Origin of the sequence: Synechococcus sp. R5-12, assembly GCF_047502655.1 — a bacterium.
GTDB lineage: Bacteria > Cyanobacteriota > Cyanobacteriia > Thermostichales > Thermostichaceae > Thermostichus.
The window spans coordinates 1-19,612 of the sequence record NZ_JANSIM010000229.1 but is presented as its reverse complement, the minus strand read 5'-3'; the positions used below and the strand labels follow the sequence as shown (position 1 = coordinate 19,612).

The following is a 19,612-nucleotide window of genomic DNA, read 5'->3' as shown; positions in this document are numbered from 1 at the left end:
GGATGCGATCGCTTCTTTCCTGAACCATGTTCAGGAGAGTTCAGTGTGAATGTATCAGTGACACTCCATACCGTGCAGGGTAGAATGAGCTGATCATTAGCCAAGCAAGACACACCCGGCCATGACCAATGAGGAGATTGAGACGCGATTTGTCCAGTTGGCCGAAGCTGTGACCAAGGTGGCTGATACAGTTGCCAAGGTTACCGATGCTCAGCTTGCCTTGCAGACCCTTTCAGGGCGTCTCGCCGAAGTCGTCCTGGAGTTAAGGCAGGAAGTGCGAGAATTGCGGCAGGAGCTGAGAGAATTGAGGCAGCGGCAGGCTGAATCGGATCAACGCTTTGAGGTTCTCCTTCAGGAAATCCGCTTCTTGATCCGCCGCCAGGGAGAGGGGCAACCATGACCGGGTTTGCCGCTATGCCTTGCCTGTTTCCCACGAGGCCACAGATTGCTGGGTCGAAGACATTGGATTGGAACGGAGCGATATCACCATCGGTGTGAATTGTGGGAAAGGCTGGGGATCCCTTGTTCCACTGCTGTTTTTTTGCTCCTGGTTCTTGCTGGCGAACCTTTGGCCTGTCAATTCGCCGGGGCTAACCGTCTTGGTGAGCTTCGCAGGTTCCAGGGTTGAAGAGTCCCAGAACCCTGGCCTGCCGGAAACTCTCCAGGCTTTGGATGCTGTTGGATCATAACCAACTCACAATCAATGGAGCTTAGCGGACTTGAACCGCTGACCCCTTCAATGCCATTGAAGTGCTCTACCAACTGAGCTAAAGCCCCGATTTACTTTGCTTCAGGTCAGAATCCGCTCAAGGATCCAACTTTCTATTCCATTCTACACCTGCAGCCTGTAGAAGCTGCCTTATTGGTAAAAAGTGCTGGGATCCCATACTAGATAAGGGGAGGATCCTTGTCAATAGTTTGGATGGCTCAACCGGGGAGAAGCAACAGTGGGGTTTGCTCGGCCCTCAGCCTTTTGTTGCCCGGCATCCCAGGAAGCCCGCGGGGTGGTAGAACGGAGTCAGTGGCAATTGAGGGGCCTGTGACACAAGAAACTCAGCTTAACCGCATTTTGGCGGCTTCTTTGCTGGTCGTCTGCCTTATTGCGGCCATTGTCGGGGGCACGCGCCCTGCCCCAGAGCCTACCCGAGGCGGGGTTGGCTTAGAGGCTGCACGGGGGGCGGAGCGCATCGAGGTGGTCACCCTGGAAGGAACGATAGGCGGCCCAGGGGGTTCGACTTTGGTAGGCCTGCCCACTTCTCCTGTGGAACAGTTGCGGGAGGCAGCACGGGATCCCTCTGTCAAGGCTGTATTGCTGCGCATCAACAGTCCCGGCGGAGCTGTGGGATCCAGCCAGGAACTCTACCGTGCCGTAACTGCTCTGCACGAGGCGGACAAGCCGGTGATCGCTATCCTAGAAAACATTGCTGCCAGTGGGGGGTACTACGTGGCCAGCGCTGCCGACAAAATCTATGCCAACCCCGGCACCCTGACCGGCAGCATAGGGGTTATCATCAGCGGCCTCAGCTTTGGTAAGTTGCTGGAGAACTACGGCATAGAGCCGCAGACCTTCAAAACCGGCGAGTACAAAGACCTTCTCTCTCCTTTCCGCAGTGCCACTCCTCAAGAGCAGCGCCTTCTGCAAAACTTGGTGGAGGATACCCTCGAGCAGTTCATTCGCGATGTGGCCCAAGGACGCCAGCACTTGCCAGAAAAGGCAGATGAGGTGCTGGAAGCAGAGATGATCGCGCGACGGCAAAGCTTGGATGAAGACCGGGTGCGACAATTGGCCGATGGACGCATCTTCACCGGGGCGCAAGCTGTGGAGGTGGGCTTGGTGGATGCTTTGGGGGGGTACACGGAGGCGGTGGAGGATCTGCGGCGCATGACCGGGGATCCCTCTTTGTCGCCGGCGGGTGAGGGAGAGGGCTTCCAACGAGTCCTGCGACGCCTGTTAAGCCAAGGACTGTCCTCGCAAAGGCAAGCCGCTTGGCTGGGCCGGCTGTTGGAGAGCAACGAGGCTGTTGGGATCCCAGACGTGCCGTTGCTGTGGATGGCGCCGGAGTGGACTTTGCGCTAAACCTAAATCTAATCAGGACGGGTTTTGGGTGTGGGGGGTGAACGGTGAATCGAGAACCGGTCGCGCCGGCGGCGCAGGGCACTTTGAGAGCAGCTGCTCTGGGAGTGCAGGGGAATGGATCCCAGAGGGCAAATCCCTCGGCGGAGCTGGATTGCGCGATTGACCTGGAGCTGTTGACCAGTCGGGCTTGGGTGGAAATTGACGCGGCCCAGTTGCGGGAAAATCTGCGGCTATTGCAGGCTCGCCTGTCGCCGGATACGGAGATCTGGGCGGTGGTGAAGGCTAATGCCTACGGGCATGGAGCACAGTTGGTGGCTCCCGTGGCTGTTGCGGCTGGGGCCAAGGGGCTATGTGTGGCCACCCTGGCCGAAGGGATCGAGTTGCGGCAAACGGGGCTGCAGGCTCCGGTTCTGGTGTTGGGAGCTTTGAATACCTGGGCAGAACTACAGCAGGCCATGGCAGCCCGGTTGGAGGTCAGCCTCACCTGTGCAGAGCAAATCCCGCTGATGCGCCAGGTAGCCCGTTGGGCCGGGCGCCCCGTCCCGGTGCATGTCAATGTGGATACGGGTATGACCCGTTTGGGGATCCCCTGGAAGGAAGCAGCAGCCGTGTGGGGGCAGATTTGTCGGATCCCGGAGCTGGAAGGCTGTAGCTTGTTTTCCCATTTGGCGACGGCGGACGAGCCCCATTCTCCAGTCATGGAACAGCAGCACGCCCGCTTTGCCCAGGTGGTGGAACAGATCCGCCAAGCCGGGGATCCCTTACCGGCGCTGCATCTGGATAACTCAGCCGGTGCTTTAACCCATCTCCACTACTCCCGTGTGCGTTTGGGGTTGGTCCTCTATGGCCTGTCCCCTGCCCCTCACTTGCCGGTGCCAGGTCTGCAGCCAATTCTGCGGCTCAAGGCGCGGCTGTCCCACATCCAAACTGTGCCTGCTCAAACTGGCGTGAGCTATGGACATCGCTACATCACCTCTCGCCCCAGTCGCATTGCCACTCTGGCCATCGGCTATGCGGATGGGATCCCACGGCGGCTTTCCGGCTGGCTGCGAGGATGGGTGCGCGGCGGCTTGATCCAACAGGTGGGCACAATCACGATGGATCAATGTATGTGGGATGTAACCGAGAGGCCGGATATCCAGGTGGGGGATGTGGTGGAGCTGCTGGGCCCCAATCTGGCAAATGCGGGTTTATCTGTGCAGGATTGGGCCGATCAGTTGGGTACTATTTCCTATGAGTTGCTGTGTGGACTTTCTGCCCGTCTGCCAAGAGTGTTGGTTAATTCTCTGGGTTTTGATGATGCCTGACACGACAGATTGGATTGCCTCAAGCACGGATAGGAGCGGGCCAGAGGCTGTTCGCGTCGGCAGCAGAGGGCTTGACTTGACTTGTCAACAGAGAGTAGAGCAGCATCGAAGGTAATCGAGGGCACTCCTGATCACTGAAAACAGTGACTTGGCGGCGGATTCGGTTCCCATTGGGAGGTAGCGATGGCGGAGCAACATAAGCCTCTGAAGAGCCTGGAAAATCAAATGGAACGGGCTGTTCTGGAGATGGTCAATGAAATCCTGCTGATGGAGAGTCAACAGCGCTACTGCTTCTGCGAGAAATTCTGTAACGATGCTGCCGCCCTGGCTTTGAACAACCTCCAGCCTCGATACGCCACCAGTTTTCACGGCTCTCTCCGAACTTTAGAAGCCATTCAAGCGGATCAGGAGTTGCAGAGGCTGATCCGGTTGGAGGTGGTGAAGGCCATGGACAAGGTGGCGGCCAATCCCCGTTGCCCAGAACCTGAATGTCCTTTGCTGCTGCGCGACGCCGAGACGATAGAGTTAGAACTGGCCCCTAGCGACAATTGAAGGAATGGCTCTGATGGAGCTGCGCTCCGCTAGCGCGAACGTTTCCCCTTCGCCAGTGGCCTTCCTCGGCCCTGCTGGAACCTACACAGAGTTGGCAGCTTTGCTGGCCTGCCCTGAGCAGCCTCACCTGCACAGCCAGGGATCCCACCCCTTAGTGCCTTATCCAACGATCAGCGCCTGTCTAGAGGCGGTAGCTGTCGGCAAGCAACAATGGGCGGTGGTGCCGGTGGAAAACTCGGTGGAGGGGGGGGTCTCGATGACCTTAGACGCCCTCTGGCAACTGGAGGGGCTAGGGATCCGGCAGGCGCTGATCCTGCCCATTCGCCATGCCCTCATCGGACGTGCCTCGCGGTTGGAGCAAATTGAGCAGGTCTACTCCCACCCGCAAGCTTTGGCCCAATGTCAGGCTTGGCTGAGATCCCATCTGCCCCAGGCCACTTTGATCCCAACCCGCTCGACCACCGAAGAATTGGATCGCCTGCAGGAGCAGCCCAGCGCCGCCGTCATCGCCTCAGAACGAGCTGCCACCCTCTACCAACTGCCGGTCTTGGCCTGCCCGATCAACGATCACCCCGACAATTGCACTCGCTTTTGGGTTATTGGCCGTGCGCCGCTCTCGCGTTCCGGTCAACAGGGTGAAACCTCTGCCGATCCTGCTTCTCCGGGGGGATCCCATACTTCCTTAGCCTTCAGCCTCCCCCACAACGTGCCGGGAGCGCTGCTGAAACCTCTGCAAGTGTTTGCGGAGCGAGGCCTGAATATGTCTCGCATTGAGTCGCGCCCCACCAAAAAATCGGCAGGGACGTATGTCTTTTTTGTCGATTTGGAGAACCCTATCGGCCAACCCTATTTGGATGCCGAGGTGGTTGCGGCGCTGGAATCAATTGCTGAAACCTTGAAGCTCTTCGGCAGCTACCCTGTGCATGACCTCTGCAAACAAGGGGATCTATCCCAAGTAGCAAAAGCCCTGCCCTCTGAGGGGAAAGCACGTCCAACGTAGAATCGAAATGACCAAGGACTGCTGTCTTGAGCGCTCAGGCAGACCAGGATCACTTCACAGAGCTCGATAACCTTGCCAGGCTTGCCAAAAAATGTAAAGAGAAAGAATGGCCAGGAAGCCCCGAAACAACAGACTGACGGTTTCATCGGGCAATTTGGGCAGGGTGCGTGTGCTAATCTGTACACCGATTAACCCCCCTGTCCCCAAGATCAAACCAGGGATCCAGAGCACATTTTGGTGGATAGTGCCGTCCCCCAACCCCAGGCCATTCCAGATCCAATCGCTGAGGCCCGCATGGCTGGCGGTGGCAGCAACTGCTGTGATTACAATGGCCCCCAGACTGGTCTGAATCGCCACTTTGATCGTCTCTTTCAGCAGCAGGATCTGCATTGGCACCAGGATCACCCCACCGCCGATGCCAAACAGCCCGGCCAACAAACCGGCAGCGCCACCGGTCAGGGCGCGGGCTAACCAGGGAGACATCTGTCCTGAGGACTCCGTCCCGCTGAGGTGCTCGGCACTGCTGACGTCAGCCCCCAATTCTTGGGCCTGGATAACCACCTTTTTGTTGAGTTGCACCAGGTAAGTGTTGGCCAGCAGCAACACTCCAAACGCTGCCAACAGCAGATAGCTGGGAAGGCGACTGGCGATAATTGCTCCTACTTGAGCCGTAAGCAACGCTGGGATCCCCAGCAGGATCACCCGTTTCAGATCCAGCATGCCCATCCGCCAGTTTTGGATGCTGCCCGCAATCGAGGTCATAACGATGGAAAGGTTGCTGGTGGCTGCAGCTTGAACCGGTGGGATCCCCAAGCTGACCTGTAAGGGCACCAGGATCACGCCACCGCCAATGCCCAGCACCCCGGCCAGGATCCCTGCCACCAGGCCGCCAATTGCCAAGGCCAACTCCATCCCCTACCACTCCCCACCGCTGCTCTATCTTGCTGGCCAAAAAGCCGCCATCATCGTAACATTCTCCAGTCCTGGCAAGACTAGCAGGGATACATCGGTCGAGAAGCCTTGGGTGTGGGGTTGAAAAGAGGCGCATCATAATAATGTTGGACAGTAAATATTGGACAGTCGTACCGCCTTGGTGCAGATCGCGCCAGCATGTCAACTTCATCCATAGGCAAGGAAGCCTTCATGGTTGCCATCCATCCGGCAAATGATCTGGGTGCTCTGAAAAATCTAGGTTCCACGGCAAGAGGATCCCAGCCTGCTTGGTGGCCTCCATCTGGGCGGCAACAGGGAACTGTGGCCCCTCTGCAACCTCTGGGGCTGGTTGCTTTGGAAGGTTTGGCCACCTGGGGAGATCGCCTGTTGGGCTTGGATCGGGTGAGGGGCTATTTGGTGGAAATTCAAGAGCACAACACCCTGCTGCTCAACCCCCACCATGTCCATTCTTTCCAAGGCGCTTACGGTTTGTGGGTAGAGTCAGAAGGGGATCAAGCGTGGATTTGGCTCAGTCGGGAGCAAGAGGGGCAAATCTTGCGCATTCCCATGTCCGCTCTGCAGCAACCGGGATCCCTGGAAGCCTTTCCAGTGTGTAGGTGCCCCTACCCTATCGAAGGGATCGCCCTCTGGAGCGATCCCCACACGGGAAACCGCTACCTCTATGCCACCTGCTACCGACGGGGAAAAATCCTGCAACTGGATCCCAGCCGTGGCCTTATTGTGCAGGAGATGCCCGCCCCTGGGGTTGGCCGAGAACAGATTGCGGTGCAGGGAGACTACCTCTGGGTGAGCGATCGGGTGGAAGAGACGATCTACGTGCTGGAGCGCCAGACCGGGCGAGAACTGGCCCGTATCCTCACCCCTTCTCCTGGGCCGACAGGCTTGGCCCATTGGCGGGGGCAACTCTGGGTGGCCTATGCCCACGAAGAAGCCTACATCCACGACAACCCCAACGCTCCAGATCCCTTGTCGGTGGCCCTGCGCGATAAAACCTGGGTGGCCCCCCTACGCCTGCGGCCTTTGGATCCCCCTAGCTCCCCCGACCCCTCTGGCGGCAGTGGAACCGAGGCCGAGGATTCCCCCATTGCCTGTCCGGTAGTTTTTCAGCCCCAGCGTCTGGGGGAACGCGCCACCTACACCCTCTCCCACGGCTATCGGGTGGAGCTGACCTATGTGGAAGAAATTGCCCAAGAAGAGCCGCGCTTCCTGCCCGATTTGGTCTGGCGGATTGCCTTGCCCTGCAACAGCCTTCGCCAACGGGTGCGCAGCCTGCACTGGGTAGGTCTGCCGTTTGAAGTGGAAGAGCAATCTGGCCAACAGGTGGCGGTGTTTTCGCTGGGATCCCTGGGGGCCCATGAGGTGCGCTTGTTTGGCTGGCGGGCGGTGCTGGATCTCTACAGTATCAAGTACTGCATCGATCCACTGGATGTAGAGGCTGCCGTTTTGCCCAGGGAGCTGCGGGATCGCTACTTGGTGGACGATGACTACCTGGCCATGGACACCTCGATTGTCCGAGAGGCAGCGCGGCTGGCCGTTGGCAGCGAGACCAACTTGCTGCGCAAAATGCTCAATATCCGGGCCTATGTTTACGACAAGCTCTCCTACCGGGTCACCTCTCGCATTGATCCGCCGGATGAGGTTTTGCGGCGTGGCTCCGGTTCTTGTGGCGAATATGTGGGGGTGCTGTTGGCTTTGGCCCGCCTCAATGGAATCCCTTGCCGCACGGTGGGGCGCTACAAATGTCCTCCCCATCCAGAACTGAAAGGGATCCCGCTGTTTCCCCAGTACAACCACGTGTGGATTGAGTTTTATCTGCCCGGCTGGGGTTGGGTGCCGATGGAGTCGAACCCCGACGATCGGGGGGAGCGCCCCTATTCGCAGCGCTACTTCATGGGCTTGCCCTGGACCCATGCCGAGATCGCCAAAGGGATCCCTTTCGAGACGATCAACACCGACCAAGCCTCAATTGGGGAGCTGGCCATTAACCATGTGCAGTTTCGCATCTTAGAAGAAATTTGAAAGGCGAATAGAGTGAGAAAACGGGCCTGAGATTGGCCAACACTGCTCCGGGAGTGATTTTTGCCGAAGATAACAATGTGGCTCCTGATGTGGTGTGGGTAAGCCGCTCTCGGCTGAGAACAGCGTTAGGGGCGGATGGCAAACTCCACAGTGCCCCAGAATCGGCGGTAGAAGTGCTGAGCCCTGGAGCTCGCAATATTGGCCAAGATAAGCAAACTAAGCTCAAGCTTTACAGTCGGCTTGGGCTACAGGAGTATTGAGTGGTGGACTGGCAACAGCAACAAGTGGAAGTCTACCGGCGTCAGCAAAGGCAGTTGGTGTTGATCAAAACTTGCTTGGGAAAGATGAATTGGACTCGAATTGGACTCGCCGTTGCTGCCGGGGCTTGCGTGCCCGATTTCACAGCTGTGGATGCCACCTCTTGCCTGAGTCTGGTGGGAGCCCCATTGCTCGCTCGAAAAGCTGCCACCCGAATGGGGAGCTGTCAATAGAGCTGCACTCCGCGGGCGCGAATGTCGCTTTTTCTTCCCCAGCCTGATGCTGGAATGGCTATGGGCCAACAACAGGGCTCTGCCCCCATCTGGGGCTTGCGTTAAAGACTAGGATAGGAGACTACGGCGGGGCTTGGCTTCGCTCCAGGCACATCCATCCAAAGCAATCCGCTCTACCTCCGAGGCCAGCCTCAATGCTTTCAGGGCCTGTTCCCCACCCACAGAAGGTTGGTTGCCCCCCCGCACGCAATTGATGAAGTGCTCCAGTTCGGCATGCAGCTTGTCGATATTGTCGGTGTGGACTTTCTCAATCAAACAATCCCGCTGGTAGGGCATTTGGCCGTAGTCGCTGGTGCTGCCGACGGATCCCTGGCGGTACACCGAGATCTCGTTGTGGAGAAAATCTGCTTCCACCAGGGCATTCTTGCAGTGGACGGCAATTTTGCGCACCTTGCGGTGGGTGACCTTGCTGGCAGTGAGGGTGGCGATGGCACCGTTGGCAAAAGTGAGAGTAGCCGTGACGTAGTCCAGGTAGCCCAGCTTGGAGATGCGGTTGCCGCTGGCGGTAATCTGGGTCACGGGAGATGGGATCAGCTCCAGCAACAGATCGATGTCGTGGATCATCAAGTCGAATACCACCGACACATCGCTGGCGCGGTCGGAATAGGGGCTGAGACGGTGAGCCTCGAAAGCCAGAGGTTCTTCACTTTGCAAGACTTGGCCCAGCTTTTGGAAAACAGGGCTGAAGCGCTCGATGTGCCCCACCTGCAAAATACAATTGCAATCGGCAGCTCGGTTCACCAGCGATTCTGCTTCGCTGATGCTGGCAGCGATGGGCTTTTCGATCAGCACATGTACCCCGGCCTCCAGGCAGGCCATACCCACCTCGTGGTGCAGAACCGTCGGCACGGCAATGGCCACGGCAGCTACATGGGGCAGCAGATCGCGGTAGTCCTCATAGAAATGAACGCGGTGGCGGCTGGCCACATCCAATCCCCGTTCCACGTTGATATCCGCTACCCCCACGACCCGCACATCCTTCATCAGGCTGAAAACGCGGGTGTGGTGCTGGCCCATGTTGCCTACCCCGATCACCCCAACCGGGACAGCTTGCTCTGAATAAGCCAGTGGACGGCGGGGAGAGTTGGCAGAACTCGGGCAAGATCGGGCCATGACGTTTCCACTACCTCCACCACAAGGGTTTCGCGAACCTCGCTCCATCTTTCGGTAACGGAGCGCCGCATTTCACGAAACAAACTTCACAAAGCTTACCATGCCTCCCTTAGATCCAGTTCAAGCCGGGGATGGGCGGCAGGTGCAGCGGGGGCTGTTGGCAGGATTGGGGGCTGAAACAGAACAGCGGCACCGGGCTAGAGCGAAACCACATGCGGGCGTAGAATCCGCTTGGACTGAGGGGCAGGCCAAGCCAAACGGGGAAAAAGAAGACAAAGGACGCCAAAACCAAGGCCACCGCCGTGATGCTCGCCCCGCGCCAAAAGCGGCGATAGCTCTGCCAGCCCAGCAGCACCAACCAAGCCAGGGCTAGGGTGCTAAACGCCAGAGCGCTCATGTAGTGGTAGATAAAAACGCAGCGGCTGACCCTAAACCAAGGCAGGTAATTGGCCGCATAGCCAATCAAAATGAAGGCTTCGAGACCGTGAAAGTGGCGGATCCCTCGCCAGACAAGCACCAAGATGGATCCCGTCCCCAGCCACCACAGCCAAGGATTGCCCAAGCCATGAACAGCTTGCCAGAGGTTGCCCTGACTGCCGAAGTAGTAGGCCACGGGGCGGCCCAGAATTGGCCAGGACCAAGCTCCTGCCGAGGCCAAGGGCGTAGTCAGCCAAGGACGCAAAGCCGGGAACCAAGCCACCAGGGATCGCAAGCTGGTGGAGCAGTAGGGGTGAACAGGGGTCTCTTCGTTCACCACCAGGTGGGCTGCCATGTGGCCGCCGTAGATGGATTGGTTGATGAGCACCAGGGATCGGAAATAATTCTGGATGCCCGTCCAGCTCCAATCCAGAGTTAGTCCCTGTTGGGGATTCAGCTGCAGGTGCGGGATCCACTGAATGGCATAAAAGGCCAGCGGAGCGAGGACGAAGCAGAACGCATAGTGCCACCAGCGCAGATGACGAATCTGGCTCAAAATGCCCAACCGTGGGATCCACTGCGGGCGCAGCCAGACCACCCCCCAGACGAGGATCCCCAACAGAGCAAACATGAAGGTAAACCAGAGGCCATTCCACTTCACCGAAGCTGCCGCCCCCAACAGGATCCCGGAGCAAGCAAAGTGAGCAGCCCGTCGCCAACCTTGGTCTTCTAGACCTCTCAGCAACAGAATGGTCGCTGCCAGCCCAAAGGCTACCAGATACACGTTGATCAGGCCAAAGCGGGATTCCACTAGAAACACCCCATCGGTCAGCAGCAAAGCCCCGCTCAACAGGGCAAAGCCCACGTGGTAGGTGAGGCGGTAGGCTAAACCGGTCAGCAACAGAGGGATCAGGGATCCGCAAAAAGCGGTGGCGAAGCGGAACCCCCACTCGTTACGGCCAAACACCCGAATGCTGAGGGCAATGAAGTACTTTCCCAGGGGGGGATGCACATCGTAAAAAGGCTTACCATCCAAGTAATTCTGGGCAAACTCCGGGAAGTACACCTCATCGAATACGGGGGCCGGGAACTCGTCCAGCCGCCATAGGCGGAGCCCCAGGCCCACCAGAAAGATCCCCAGCGCTCCCCATACCAGCCACTGTCGGGATCCCACAGCACTGTGCGGGGATCCGAGGATGGGCACAGCTAGCAGCAAGCTGCCCTGAGACCGCTCCGGCCCGGGGTCAATGGGGGTTGGCTCTCCAGTCATGGATAGGGCACTCTCAACACTCCGGCGAGGATCCCCAGGGATCCCCAGTGTTACTTTAGCCGACCGTGAAAGCCTAAGCGATTCCAAAGCAAACCACTGCTAGACTGTAGAATTGAATACAAAGTTGGCCAACTTCTGGCCAGTACCCTGTCTGCGCTGGCGCTCCTGAGAGCGGGCGTTTGACGTTCGGTCATCTCAGTGGGGAGGAGACACCGTGGCGACTGGTGGATATGCGTTGGTGGACAGCCTGCACCGGCATGGGGTGCAACACATCTTTGGCTATCCGGGGGGAGCCATCCTCCCCATCTACGACGAGCTGTACAAAGCCGAGTCTCAGGGGCTGCTCAAACATTACCTGGTACGCCACGAACAAGCGGCTGCCCACGCCGCCGACGGATATGCTCGCGCCACTGGCAAGGTGGGGGTGTGTTTTGCTACCTCTGGCCCAGGGGCGACCAACCTGGTGACGGGCATCGCCAACGCCATGATGGACTCTGTACCCATGGTGGTCATCACTGGGCAGGTACCTCGCCATCTGATTGGCACCGACGGCTTCCAGGAGACGGACATCTTTGGCATCACCCTGCCCATTGTGAAGCACTCCTACGTGGTACGGGATCCGCGCCAAATGTCTCGGATCGTGGCAGAGGCTTTTCACATTGCCGGGACAGGGCGGCCCGGGCCGGTGCTGATCGACATCCCCAAAGATGTGGGCCTGGAAGAGTTTGACTATCAACCCGTCAGCGAGATCAACATCCCCGGCTACAAGCCCACCGTGCGTGGCAACCCACGGCAAATCCACACAGCGGCCAAGCTGATCCTGCAGGCCAAGCGGCCCTTGCTGTATGTGGGAGGTGGGGCGATCATCTCCGGTGCCCACGCCGAAATTGCCGAGCTGGCCCACACCTATCGGATCCCGGTGACCACCACCCTCATGGGCAAAGGGGCTTTCGATGAGAACGATCCCCTGTCGGTGGGGATGCTGGGCATGCACGGCACGGCCTATGCCAACTTCGCCGTCACCGAGTGCGACCTGCTCATTGCGGTGGGGGCCCGCTTTGACGATCGCGTAACCGGCAAGCTAGATGAATTTGCCAAGCACGCCAAAGTCATTCACATCGACATCGACCCAGCCGAGGTGGGCAAAAACCGTGCGCCCGATGTGCCGATTGTAGGGGATGTGCGCACTGTTCTGGTGGAGATGCTGGCTCAACTGAGCAAAATGCCTTCTACTCCAGGCCTAACTCAGGCCTGGCTGGATCGGATCGAGCGCTGGAAGCGGGACTATCCCCTGCAGGTGCCCAGCTACGAAGGCGTGATTGCCCCCCAACAGGTGATCGATGCCTTTCGTCGTCATGCTCCCCACGCCTACTACACCACCGATGTTGGCCAGCATCAGATGTGGGCGGCGCAGTTTCTGCGCAACGGGCCGCGCCAATGGATCTCCAGTTCTGGGCTGGGCACCATGGGCTACGGGTTCCCCGCGGCGATGGGAGTCAAGGTAGCCCTGCCTCACGAAGAAGTCATCTGCATCAGTGGCGATGCCAGCTTCCAGATGAACATGCAAGAGCTGGGCACAGTGGCTCAGTACGGCATTGCCACCAAAGTGGCCATCATCAACAACGGCTGGCAGGGCATGGTGCGGCAGTGGCAGCAGGCCTTCCACGGCGAGCGCTACTCCCACTCGGATATGTCTCCCGGAATGCCGGATTTTGTCAAGCTAGCCGAGGCTTTTGGGGTAAAAGGGATCCGCGTCGATCACCCCGATCAACTGGAAGATGCCATCCAGGAGATCCTCAAGCACGAGGGGCCGGTAGTGGCCGACTTTGTGGTCAAGCGGGACGAAAACTGCTACCCGATGGTGCCTGCCGGCAAAGCTAACTATCAGATGATCGGGCTGCCGGAGAAGCGGCAACTGGAACAAGCCGCCGAGCTGATCTACTGCCCCAATTGCGGCACCAAAAACCCCACCCTGCACAAGTTTTGCGCCGAGTGCGGCACCAAGCTCTAGAATCGGTGGCCTGGCCATCCGGCTGGGGAAGGCGGGCCCCAGCAGCAGGGAGTCTTCGGGGATATCGGGGCTACTGAACAAGCCAGATTAAAACGCTCCCTGAGCGCTCTGCGAGGCCAACACGAGCGACTCCTGCCCCTTTCCCAAAAGGAGAGGAAGGTTGGGATCAGCGCAACGAACGGAGGATCCCTCCTGCCCTGGGGTAGCTCGATCCCCTCAAGGAGGGTAGCCGGAAACTTCTGCCTCTGGTGTCTCTGGCGGTCGGAAGCAGGCACCCTCCAGACCTGCCCAACCGGCTTAGAGGGGTCGGTAAACCCGGTAGTTGATATTGGGGAAGATGTTGTCCATGTATTCCACCTTGGCCAGCCACTGCTCCTCTTCAGGGGTGGCTTTTTCTCGCCGAAACTGACCCTCTTTGATCTTCTCGTAGAGGTGGTTGAAGCGCAGCAGATGGGACTTGGTGCGGCGCACTGCATAGGGAACCATCGTCCCTGTGCGCATGATAAAAGCCCAGTCAGACGATTGAGCCAGCAGCAGTTCTCGGGCTGCCTGGTTCAAGGCTCGCCACTCTAGGTCATCGGCAGGCTCGCGACGGCTCAGCTCGATCATCCGCTCGGTGGCCTTGTGCAGGTGGGGGTAGATCCAGGCGTTGGTGGGGTTGAGCCAGTACTCGTGGAAGCCGCGCGCCCCCCAACTGGACTGGGCAGGTTTGCACACCTGCTGGGTGGGGTTCTCCCGCAGGTACTCCGCCAGGTGAGTCATGCGGTAGGTGTTTTGGTCGAAGTAGCTCTTGCGGATGAGAAAATCCAAAAACCAAGGGCCCTCGTACCACCAGTGGCCGAACAACTCCGCATCGTAGGGGGCCACCACCAGCGGCGGGCGGCCCATGACGCTGTACAAATATTCGATTTGCCGCTGGCGGTTGAACATAAAGTTGCCCGCATGCTCTGCCGCTTTCTCCCGCGCCCAATAGGGGTCGTAAAGCTGCTTTTGCCCCAGGTCCAGGTTGCGCCCGGTGATGCGGTGGTACTTGATGCCGGTGTTTTTCCGCTGGCCGTTGGGCATGATGTAAGGCTTGATGTACTCGTAGTCGGCCTCATACCCCAGGTCTTTGTAGAACTCGCGGTAAACCGGATCCCCTGGATAGCCCACCTCTGCCGACCACACCTGCTGCGAAGACTCGTGATCCCGCCCGAAAACGGCGACGCCGGTCTCGGTAAAAATAGGGGCGTACATGCCGTAACGAGGCCGGGGCTTGGCGTAGAGAAGACCATGGGCGTCGGTGATCATGTAGCGCAGGCCAGCATCGGCGATCATCCGCTCCAGCCCTTGGTAATAGGCGCATTCCGGCAGCCAGATCCCCCGCGGCCATTGGCCAAAGTGCTCGTTGTAGTGCTCACAAGCTACAATCAACTGTGCCCAGACTGCCTGCGGGTACATCTGCATCAAGGGCAGGTAGCCGTGGGTAGCCCCACAGGTGATGATCTCCAGGTTGCCGCTATCTTGAAACTGTCGAAAGGCCCGCACCAGATCCCGGTCGTAGCGCTCCCAGAGATCCCGCACCATGGCAAACTGCTTGATGTAGTGCTCCGCCAGGTAGCGAATGTGGCCGTTGGTGGCGTTTTTGTCGTACTCCAGCTGGGCCAGCTCTTCCAATTTGGTTAGGTAGTGGTCGTAGCGCTCCTGCAGCAAGGGATCCCGCAGCATCGACACCAAGGGCGGCGTCAGGGACATGGTGAAGCGAAAGTCGATGCCATCTCGCTGTAGCCCCTCGAACATGTGCAGCAGCGGCACATAGGTCTCCGTGATGGCTTCGTAGAGCCATTCTTCCTCCAGCACAAAGTCTTGCTCAGGGTGGCGCACAAACGGCAGGTGCGCGTGGAGTACCAAGGCGAGATAACCCATGGCAGCCGGGGATCCTTACAGACAGGGAAAGATAACGGAGCAGACTTACCCTTCTCAGCAGCAAATCTGTAGAGAAGGTTAAGCCCAAGATTGCTACCTATCGTCCAGCATTTCGTCCTTGGGGTCAAGAGCTGGGATCGCTGGGGATCGCTGTTGGGCTCAGCGGTGACGAATGAAGTCGTAGATCTCCAGATACTCCTTGCCAGGATAGTTCCAGGAGTAGTCGTAGCTCATGCCTTGAATCTGCAGTTGACGGAACTGGTCAGGAGCGGTGTACCAAAGGTCGATGGCCCGATCCAGAGCCGACTCCAAAGCAGCTGGATCTGTGTGATAAAAGACGTAGCCGTTGCGTTGCTCGGGCAATTTGTGGGGATCGTAGTCGCGGTCGAAGACGGTATCCACCAGGCCACCCACTCCTCTCACCACCGGAACTGTGCCATACTTCAAGCCAATCATCTGAGTGAGTCCACAGGGTTCGTAGTGGCTGGGCACTACGATGATGTCTGCCCCCGCATAGATAAGGTGGGAAAGTTCTTCGTTAAAGCCCAACTCAATGTGAACATCGGGGTTGTTGTTGAGGTAGCTTTTCTCGTGGGCAAACCAAGCGCCGATCCCTCGCTCCGTAGCGGATCCCAGCAGAACAAATTGGGCATTTTTGAACAGGGAGCGGTAGATGGCATGATGCACCAAATGCACGCCCTTTTGCTCGTCCAATCGCCCGATATAGGCCACGATAGGCTTGTCAACATCCTGCAGTAGCAGCCGATCCCGCAGAGCTTTTTTGTTTTTAGCTTTATTTTCCAGCGTTTGAGCAGTGTAGCGCACGGGGATAAAGCGGTCGATCTCCGGGTTCCAAATGTCGTAATCGATGCCATTCAAAACGCCGCGAAACTTGTGCCGGTGCAAGTAGAGGGTATGGCCAAGTCCATAGCCGTAGTCGCCAAATTGCACCTCCAGCGCGTGATTGGGAGAGACCGTAGTGACAAAGTTGGAAAAAACAATTCCCCCCTTCATAAAGTTGAGAGAAAAGGGGTTGAAGTTATCGCGCAAACGGTCGTAGTGGAAGTAGTAGGGTTCGCGGTTGAGGCCGGTAGCCCAAAGAATCTCTGGGCCGCCAAAGCCTTGGTGTTTGAAGTTGTGAATGGTGTAGCACACCCGCTGGTTTCCCATGCCGTGGTACTTGTAGATCTCAAACAGCAGCACCGGTACCAACCCTGTCTGCCAGTCGTGGCAATGGATGATGTCGGGGCGCTTGTTGCTTTGTAGGAGAAACTCTAGAGCCGCCTTGCTGAAAAAAGCAAAACGCATGTTGTCATCCGGGCAGCCGTAATAACACCCGCGATTAAAGAAGTTGTCTCCTGAGTGAGGCTCAATAAAAAAGCAAAGGCGGCCATGCACCCAGCCGCAGTACACCGAGCAGTGAATGGCTCCCCCGTACCAGGGCACCCAGAGATCGCGATAGGCGTCGTGCAAACCCCAGATCTGGTCGTAGCGCATCGTGTCGTACTTGGGCAAAACCAGCTCGACACAGTGGCCCCGCACCTCCAGCTCGCGGCTGAGGCCGTACACCACATCCCCCAGTCCCCCCGCCTTGATAACCGGGGCGCATTCAGACGCAATCTGCACGATGTACATTTCGAGACCTCCCGTAGCACCGCCTTAGCTTTCTTTACAAACGATAATCTTTTTGGCCTCGACAGAACATCCCTCCCAATGGCAAGGGATCCCTGCACTGGGGAACAACCTCTGGGCCGACCGGGTTCGAGCCCCAGCTGCGCCGTTTGCCGGGGAACCTGATCTACGGGAGCAGCCCTCTGGGCAATTATGGGTATTTCGATTCAAACTAGAAACGTTGAATGCACGGGGCCAGAAGGCTTTTCAAGGACTCCGTCCCGCTGGCGCCATCAGTAGCCCAGGCCTCTCACCCTAACCTGAAACGCGACTATGAACGGCTGATCCCGCTGGGGCGGTACCGTTCTTCGAGCCAAGTGCGCAGCTCATCTTCCGGGAAGGCGGCAGCCAAGGTGCCCGTTCTGGGATCGTGGGCATGCCAAAGAACATGGCCGGATGGATCCCGGCTTTACGGTAACTGCAGCCAGCTGCACCTCCCCTCGTCTCTTGCGAGCAGGCTTACTCTCTCCGGCTAGGGGTAGCCAGGGATCCTTGAAGGTCACGCGAACTCAATACCACTGCTGAGCGTAAAGGCGCTGCACCAAATAAAACACGAATAGGTTGACATCCACGCGCCGCTCGTCGATCATAAAAGACTCGATGGTGCTGGCCGGGGATCCTTCGGTGGTACAGCGGAAGAACTTGCGGCCATTCAAGGATCCCTCAGCAAACAGCACGCTAAATTGCTTCTTGCCTCCTGCAAACGCGCCGACCAGCGTCTTGCCTTCCAGGCGCAGCTCCAGATCGCTGACTCCGCGCTTTTGAAAAGCCGCAATGGCTGCCGGGATCACCTCTTCCGTGATCTGTTGCTCGAAGGGCTTTTCTTCCTTAGCAACTTTTTTCGCAGCGGCTTTGGGGGAATCCTCAGCAGCAGGCTTGGCAGCTTCAGCGGGTTTCTCGGCAGCAGCGGCCTCGGGGGTGGGTTCTCCAGACATGGGGAAACGCTCCGACAATCAGATGGGTAAAAGCCTTAGATGCAGAACAATCAAAAACTCTGTCCAGAACCGGCAAAGAGCTAGCCCTTGGGGATGTATTGGCCGACAATTTCTTCAGCAGGGATCTGTGGAAAGCCCATGCTGAAGTTGGGGGCACGCCCCTGCAGGTTGTAGGCAATCTCCCCTTGCTTGAGCAGGGAGCGGATGAAATGTTCCAGGTCAGACCCAATGCGGCGGATGTTGTACTCGGTCAAATCTCGCCCTCGGTACTCTTCCACCAGTTCCTCGAAACGGGCATAGACCTTCTGGAGCGCAGCATCAGTCCAGACCAGCTCGTTGTCCGGATCCACATCGAGGGTAAACAGGTCGTCGCGGGGCACGAAGTTGTTGTCGGCAGTAACTTCACCGGCAAAAATGTGGACGTGGCGAGTGGTGCATTTCAGCATTGCGATGGCTCCGCTCCGGATCTAACCTGATAAACAGCGTATCACTACCTAGCGCTTGTGGGGGATCCGCTATTTGCCCTCGGCTTACTTCGGCCCAAGCTTTTTCTATGCCCGCTGCTATTCCCCTACTGGAGCGCCTGCACATTGAGGTGAGCAAGTTCCCACAGCGGCCTATCGCGACAGCGTTGCGGTTCCCCTGCCCATAGCAACAACGTGACTTTCTTTCGTGATTTCTTCTAAGGGGCTCAAGCCTTGGGAGGGAGTTCCAAGGCCAGCGGCCCCAGCAAGCCCTTGCGATAGTCGTTGAGAATTTGCCGTGCTGCCCGTTGAGGATCCCCTTGATACCGCCGCTCGGCCAACTCCTGCACTGCGGCACCACCGGGAGGGATCGGATCCGGCCAACCGTAGCGCTTTTGCAAGAGAGATCCGGCTTGGGGCTGCACCCTCAGCACTTGATCCAAAAAGTGGGCCGCCACCCGTTCGGGATCGTAGGCCGCTTCGCCGATGTCATCGCAGATGGCCAATAGAGAGGCCGCCTGTTGATCCGGCAGAGAGGGCGGTAGGATGCCCGGCGAGTCCAACAGATCCAACTCTCCCCCCAGCCGCACCCACCGCAGTTGCCGCGTCACCCCAGGACGTGCTGCGCTCTCAGCTGCCCGCCGCCCCAACAGTCGATTCAGCAAAGCAGATTTGCCCACATTGGGAAAGCCCACCACCACCGCCCGAACGGCCCGCGGTCGCATTCCCCGCTGTTGACGCCGCATATTGACCGATTGCCCCAGTTGCAAGACCGCCTGCTTGAGGCGATTCACCCCTTCTCCTGAGCGGCCATTGGTGGGATAGACAGGGATCCCTTGCCGTAAAAAATACTCCTGCCAAGCTTTCAGATCCCTGGCCTCAATGCAGTCCGCCCTGTTCAGAGCCAGGAGGCGAGGTTTTTCCCCCAGCCACCGGCCCAGCTCAGGATGACGACTGGCCAACGGGATCCGCGCATCCAACACCTCGATGACTGCATCCACCCGCTGCAACTCTTCCCGCAACTGGCCGATCGCCTTGGCAATGTGGCTGGGATACCACTGGATGGCCGGAGAACTCATGCCGCCAGAACCCTAGAAGTGGACAGCAGAAATCAACAGTGGGATCCAATCTAGCCCGATTCCCCAAAAGAGGCTCGACCTGCCGGCTGAAGTAGCCAATAATACAATGTGAGTGCCGCTGGGATCCCTTTCCTGGGCAACCTAATGTTTAACCAACGGGGGTGCGGGGGCAACAAGCCCCGCGCTCTACCCGCAGGGTTAGCGTCGGGATACATGGATCCCTGCATGCTATACCATTATCTTTTTAGGTTGTGTTGATCTTTCATTTGAGCCAAAAGAGAGCACTG

The 19,612-nt window shown here is 58.2% G+C and carries 16 protein-coding genes and 1 tRNA gene; 8 read left to right on the top strand and 9 right to left on the bottom strand.

Annotated features, from left to right (window positions below):
* Nucleotides 1-121 precede the first annotated feature (121 nt).
* On the top strand, nucleotides 122-400 hold the full coding sequence (locus tag NW843_RS11735; RefSeq protein ID WP_414523027.1) for a hypothetical protein: 279 nt from the start codon (nucleotides 122-124) through the stop codon (nucleotides 398-400).
* A 304-nt stretch (nucleotides 401-704) separates the two neighbouring features.
* Here the strand turns inward: NW843_RS11735 and NW843_RS11730 are convergent.
* A tRNA-Ala gene (locus tag NW843_RS11730) sits at nucleotides 705-777 on the bottom strand.
* Nucleotides 778-1,039: 262 nt separating this feature from the next.
* Here NW843_RS11730 and sppA point away from each other — a divergent pair.
* From sppA to pheA, 4 genes are all read left to right on the top strand, one after another.
* On the top strand, nucleotides 1,040-2,077 hold the full coding sequence (sppA, locus tag NW843_RS11725; RefSeq protein ID WP_414389255.1) for a signal peptide peptidase SppA: 1,038 nt from the start codon (nucleotides 1,040-1,042) through the stop codon (nucleotides 2,075-2,077).
* Between the two features lie 44 nt (nucleotides 2,078-2,121).
* The gene (alr, locus tag NW843_RS11720; RefSeq protein ID WP_414523026.1) at nucleotides 2,122-3,384 is read left to right on the top strand and encodes an alanine racemase; all 1,263 of its coding nucleotides are present in this window, start codon (nucleotides 2,122-2,124) and stop codon (nucleotides 3,382-3,384) included.
* Between the two features lie 183 nt (nucleotides 3,385-3,567).
* Nucleotides 3,568-3,936: a late competence development ComFB family protein gene (locus NW843_RS11715; RefSeq protein WP_414330167.1), complete on the top strand. Its 369-nt coding sequence runs from the start codon at nucleotides 3,568-3,570 to the stop codon at nucleotides 3,934-3,936.
* Between the two features lie 13 nt (nucleotides 3,937-3,949).
* Nucleotides 3,950-4,936, top strand: coding sequence for a prephenate dehydratase (pheA, locus tag NW843_RS11710; protein WP_414523025.1), 987 nt, complete (start codon nucleotides 3,950-3,952; stop codon nucleotides 4,934-4,936).
* A gap of 54 nt (nucleotides 4,937-4,990) precedes the next feature.
* Here the strand turns inward: pheA and NW843_RS11705 are convergent, their stop codons facing one another.
* A complete protein-coding gene (locus NW843_RS11705; protein ID WP_414523024.1) occupies nucleotides 4,991-5,848 on the bottom strand; it encodes a sulfite exporter TauE/SafE family protein in 858 nt (285 codons plus the stop codon).
* Between the two features lie 342 nt (nucleotides 5,849-6,190).
* Here NW843_RS11705 and NW843_RS11700 point away from each other — a divergent pair, with 342 nt between their 5' ends.
* Both NW843_RS11700 and NW843_RS11695 read left to right on the top strand, forming a co-directional pair.
* Nucleotides 6,191-7,909, top strand: a complete 1,719-nt coding sequence (locus NW843_RS11700; RefSeq protein ID WP_414523023.1) for a transglutaminase domain-containing protein — start codon at nucleotides 6,191-6,193, stop codon at nucleotides 7,907-7,909.
* A gap of 32 nt (nucleotides 7,910-7,941) precedes the next feature.
* Entirely contained in the window at nucleotides 7,942-8,169 is a 228-nt protein-coding gene (locus NW843_RS11695; RefSeq protein WP_414408210.1) for a Uma2 family endonuclease, read from the top strand.
* 339 nt (nucleotides 8,170-8,508) lie between these two features.
* Here NW843_RS11695 and NW843_RS11690 read toward each other — a convergent pair whose 3' ends face one another.
* Both NW843_RS11690 and NW843_RS11685 read right to left on the bottom strand, forming a co-directional pair.
* Nucleotides 8,509-9,573, bottom strand: coding sequence for a Gfo/Idh/MocA family protein (locus NW843_RS11690; RefSeq protein WP_011432295.1), 1,065 nt, complete (start codon nucleotides 9,571-9,573; stop codon nucleotides 8,509-8,511).
* Nucleotides 9,574-9,682: 109 nt separating this feature from the next.
* Entirely contained in the window at nucleotides 9,683-11,260 is a 1,578-nt protein-coding gene (locus tag NW843_RS11685; RefSeq protein WP_414523022.1) for a phospholipid carrier-dependent glycosyltransferase, read from the bottom strand.
* Between the two features lie 214 nt (nucleotides 11,261-11,474).
* Between NW843_RS11685 and ilvB the strand changes: the two genes are divergently transcribed.
* Nucleotides 11,475-13,271 carry a biosynthetic-type acetolactate synthase large subunit gene (ilvB, locus tag NW843_RS11680; RefSeq protein WP_414343257.1) on the top strand — a complete coding sequence of 599 codons (1,797 nt, stop codon included), beginning with the start codon at nucleotides 11,475-11,477 and terminating at the stop codon, nucleotides 13,269-13,271.
* A gap of 297 nt (nucleotides 13,272-13,568) precedes the next feature.
* Here ilvB and NW843_RS11675 read toward each other — a convergent pair whose 3' ends face one another.
* From NW843_RS11675 to ylqF, 5 genes are all read right to left on the bottom strand, one after another.
* Nucleotides 13,569-15,176, bottom strand: a complete 1,608-nt coding sequence (locus NW843_RS11675) for a glycoside hydrolase family 57 protein (protein ID WP_011432292.1) — start codon at nucleotides 15,174-15,176, stop codon at nucleotides 13,569-13,571.
* A gap of 159 nt (nucleotides 15,177-15,335) precedes the next feature.
* Nucleotides 15,336-16,811, bottom strand: coding sequence for a glycogen synthase GlgA (glgA, locus tag NW843_RS11670; protein WP_011432291.1), 1,476 nt, complete (start codon nucleotides 16,809-16,811; stop codon nucleotides 15,336-15,338).
* Between the two features lie 545 nt (nucleotides 16,812-17,356).
* Nucleotides 17,357-17,782: a DUF2996 domain-containing protein gene (locus tag NW843_RS11665; protein ID WP_011432290.1), complete on the bottom strand. Its 426-nt coding sequence runs from the start codon at nucleotides 17,780-17,782 to the stop codon at nucleotides 17,357-17,359.
* An 80-nt stretch (nucleotides 17,783-17,862) separates the two neighbouring features.
* The gene (locus tag NW843_RS11660) at nucleotides 17,863-18,228 is read right to left on the bottom strand and encodes an NAD(P)H-quinone oxidoreductase subunit M (protein ID WP_011432289.1); all 366 of its coding nucleotides are present in this window, start codon (nucleotides 18,226-18,228) and stop codon (nucleotides 17,863-17,865) included.
* Nucleotides 18,229-18,473: 245 nt separating this feature from the next.
* Nucleotides 18,474-19,325: a ribosome biogenesis GTPase YlqF gene (gene ylqF, locus NW843_RS11655; RefSeq protein ID WP_414523021.1), complete on the bottom strand. Its 852-nt coding sequence runs from the start codon at nucleotides 19,323-19,325 to the stop codon at nucleotides 18,474-18,476.
* Nucleotides 19,326-19,612: the final 287 nt, after the last annotated feature.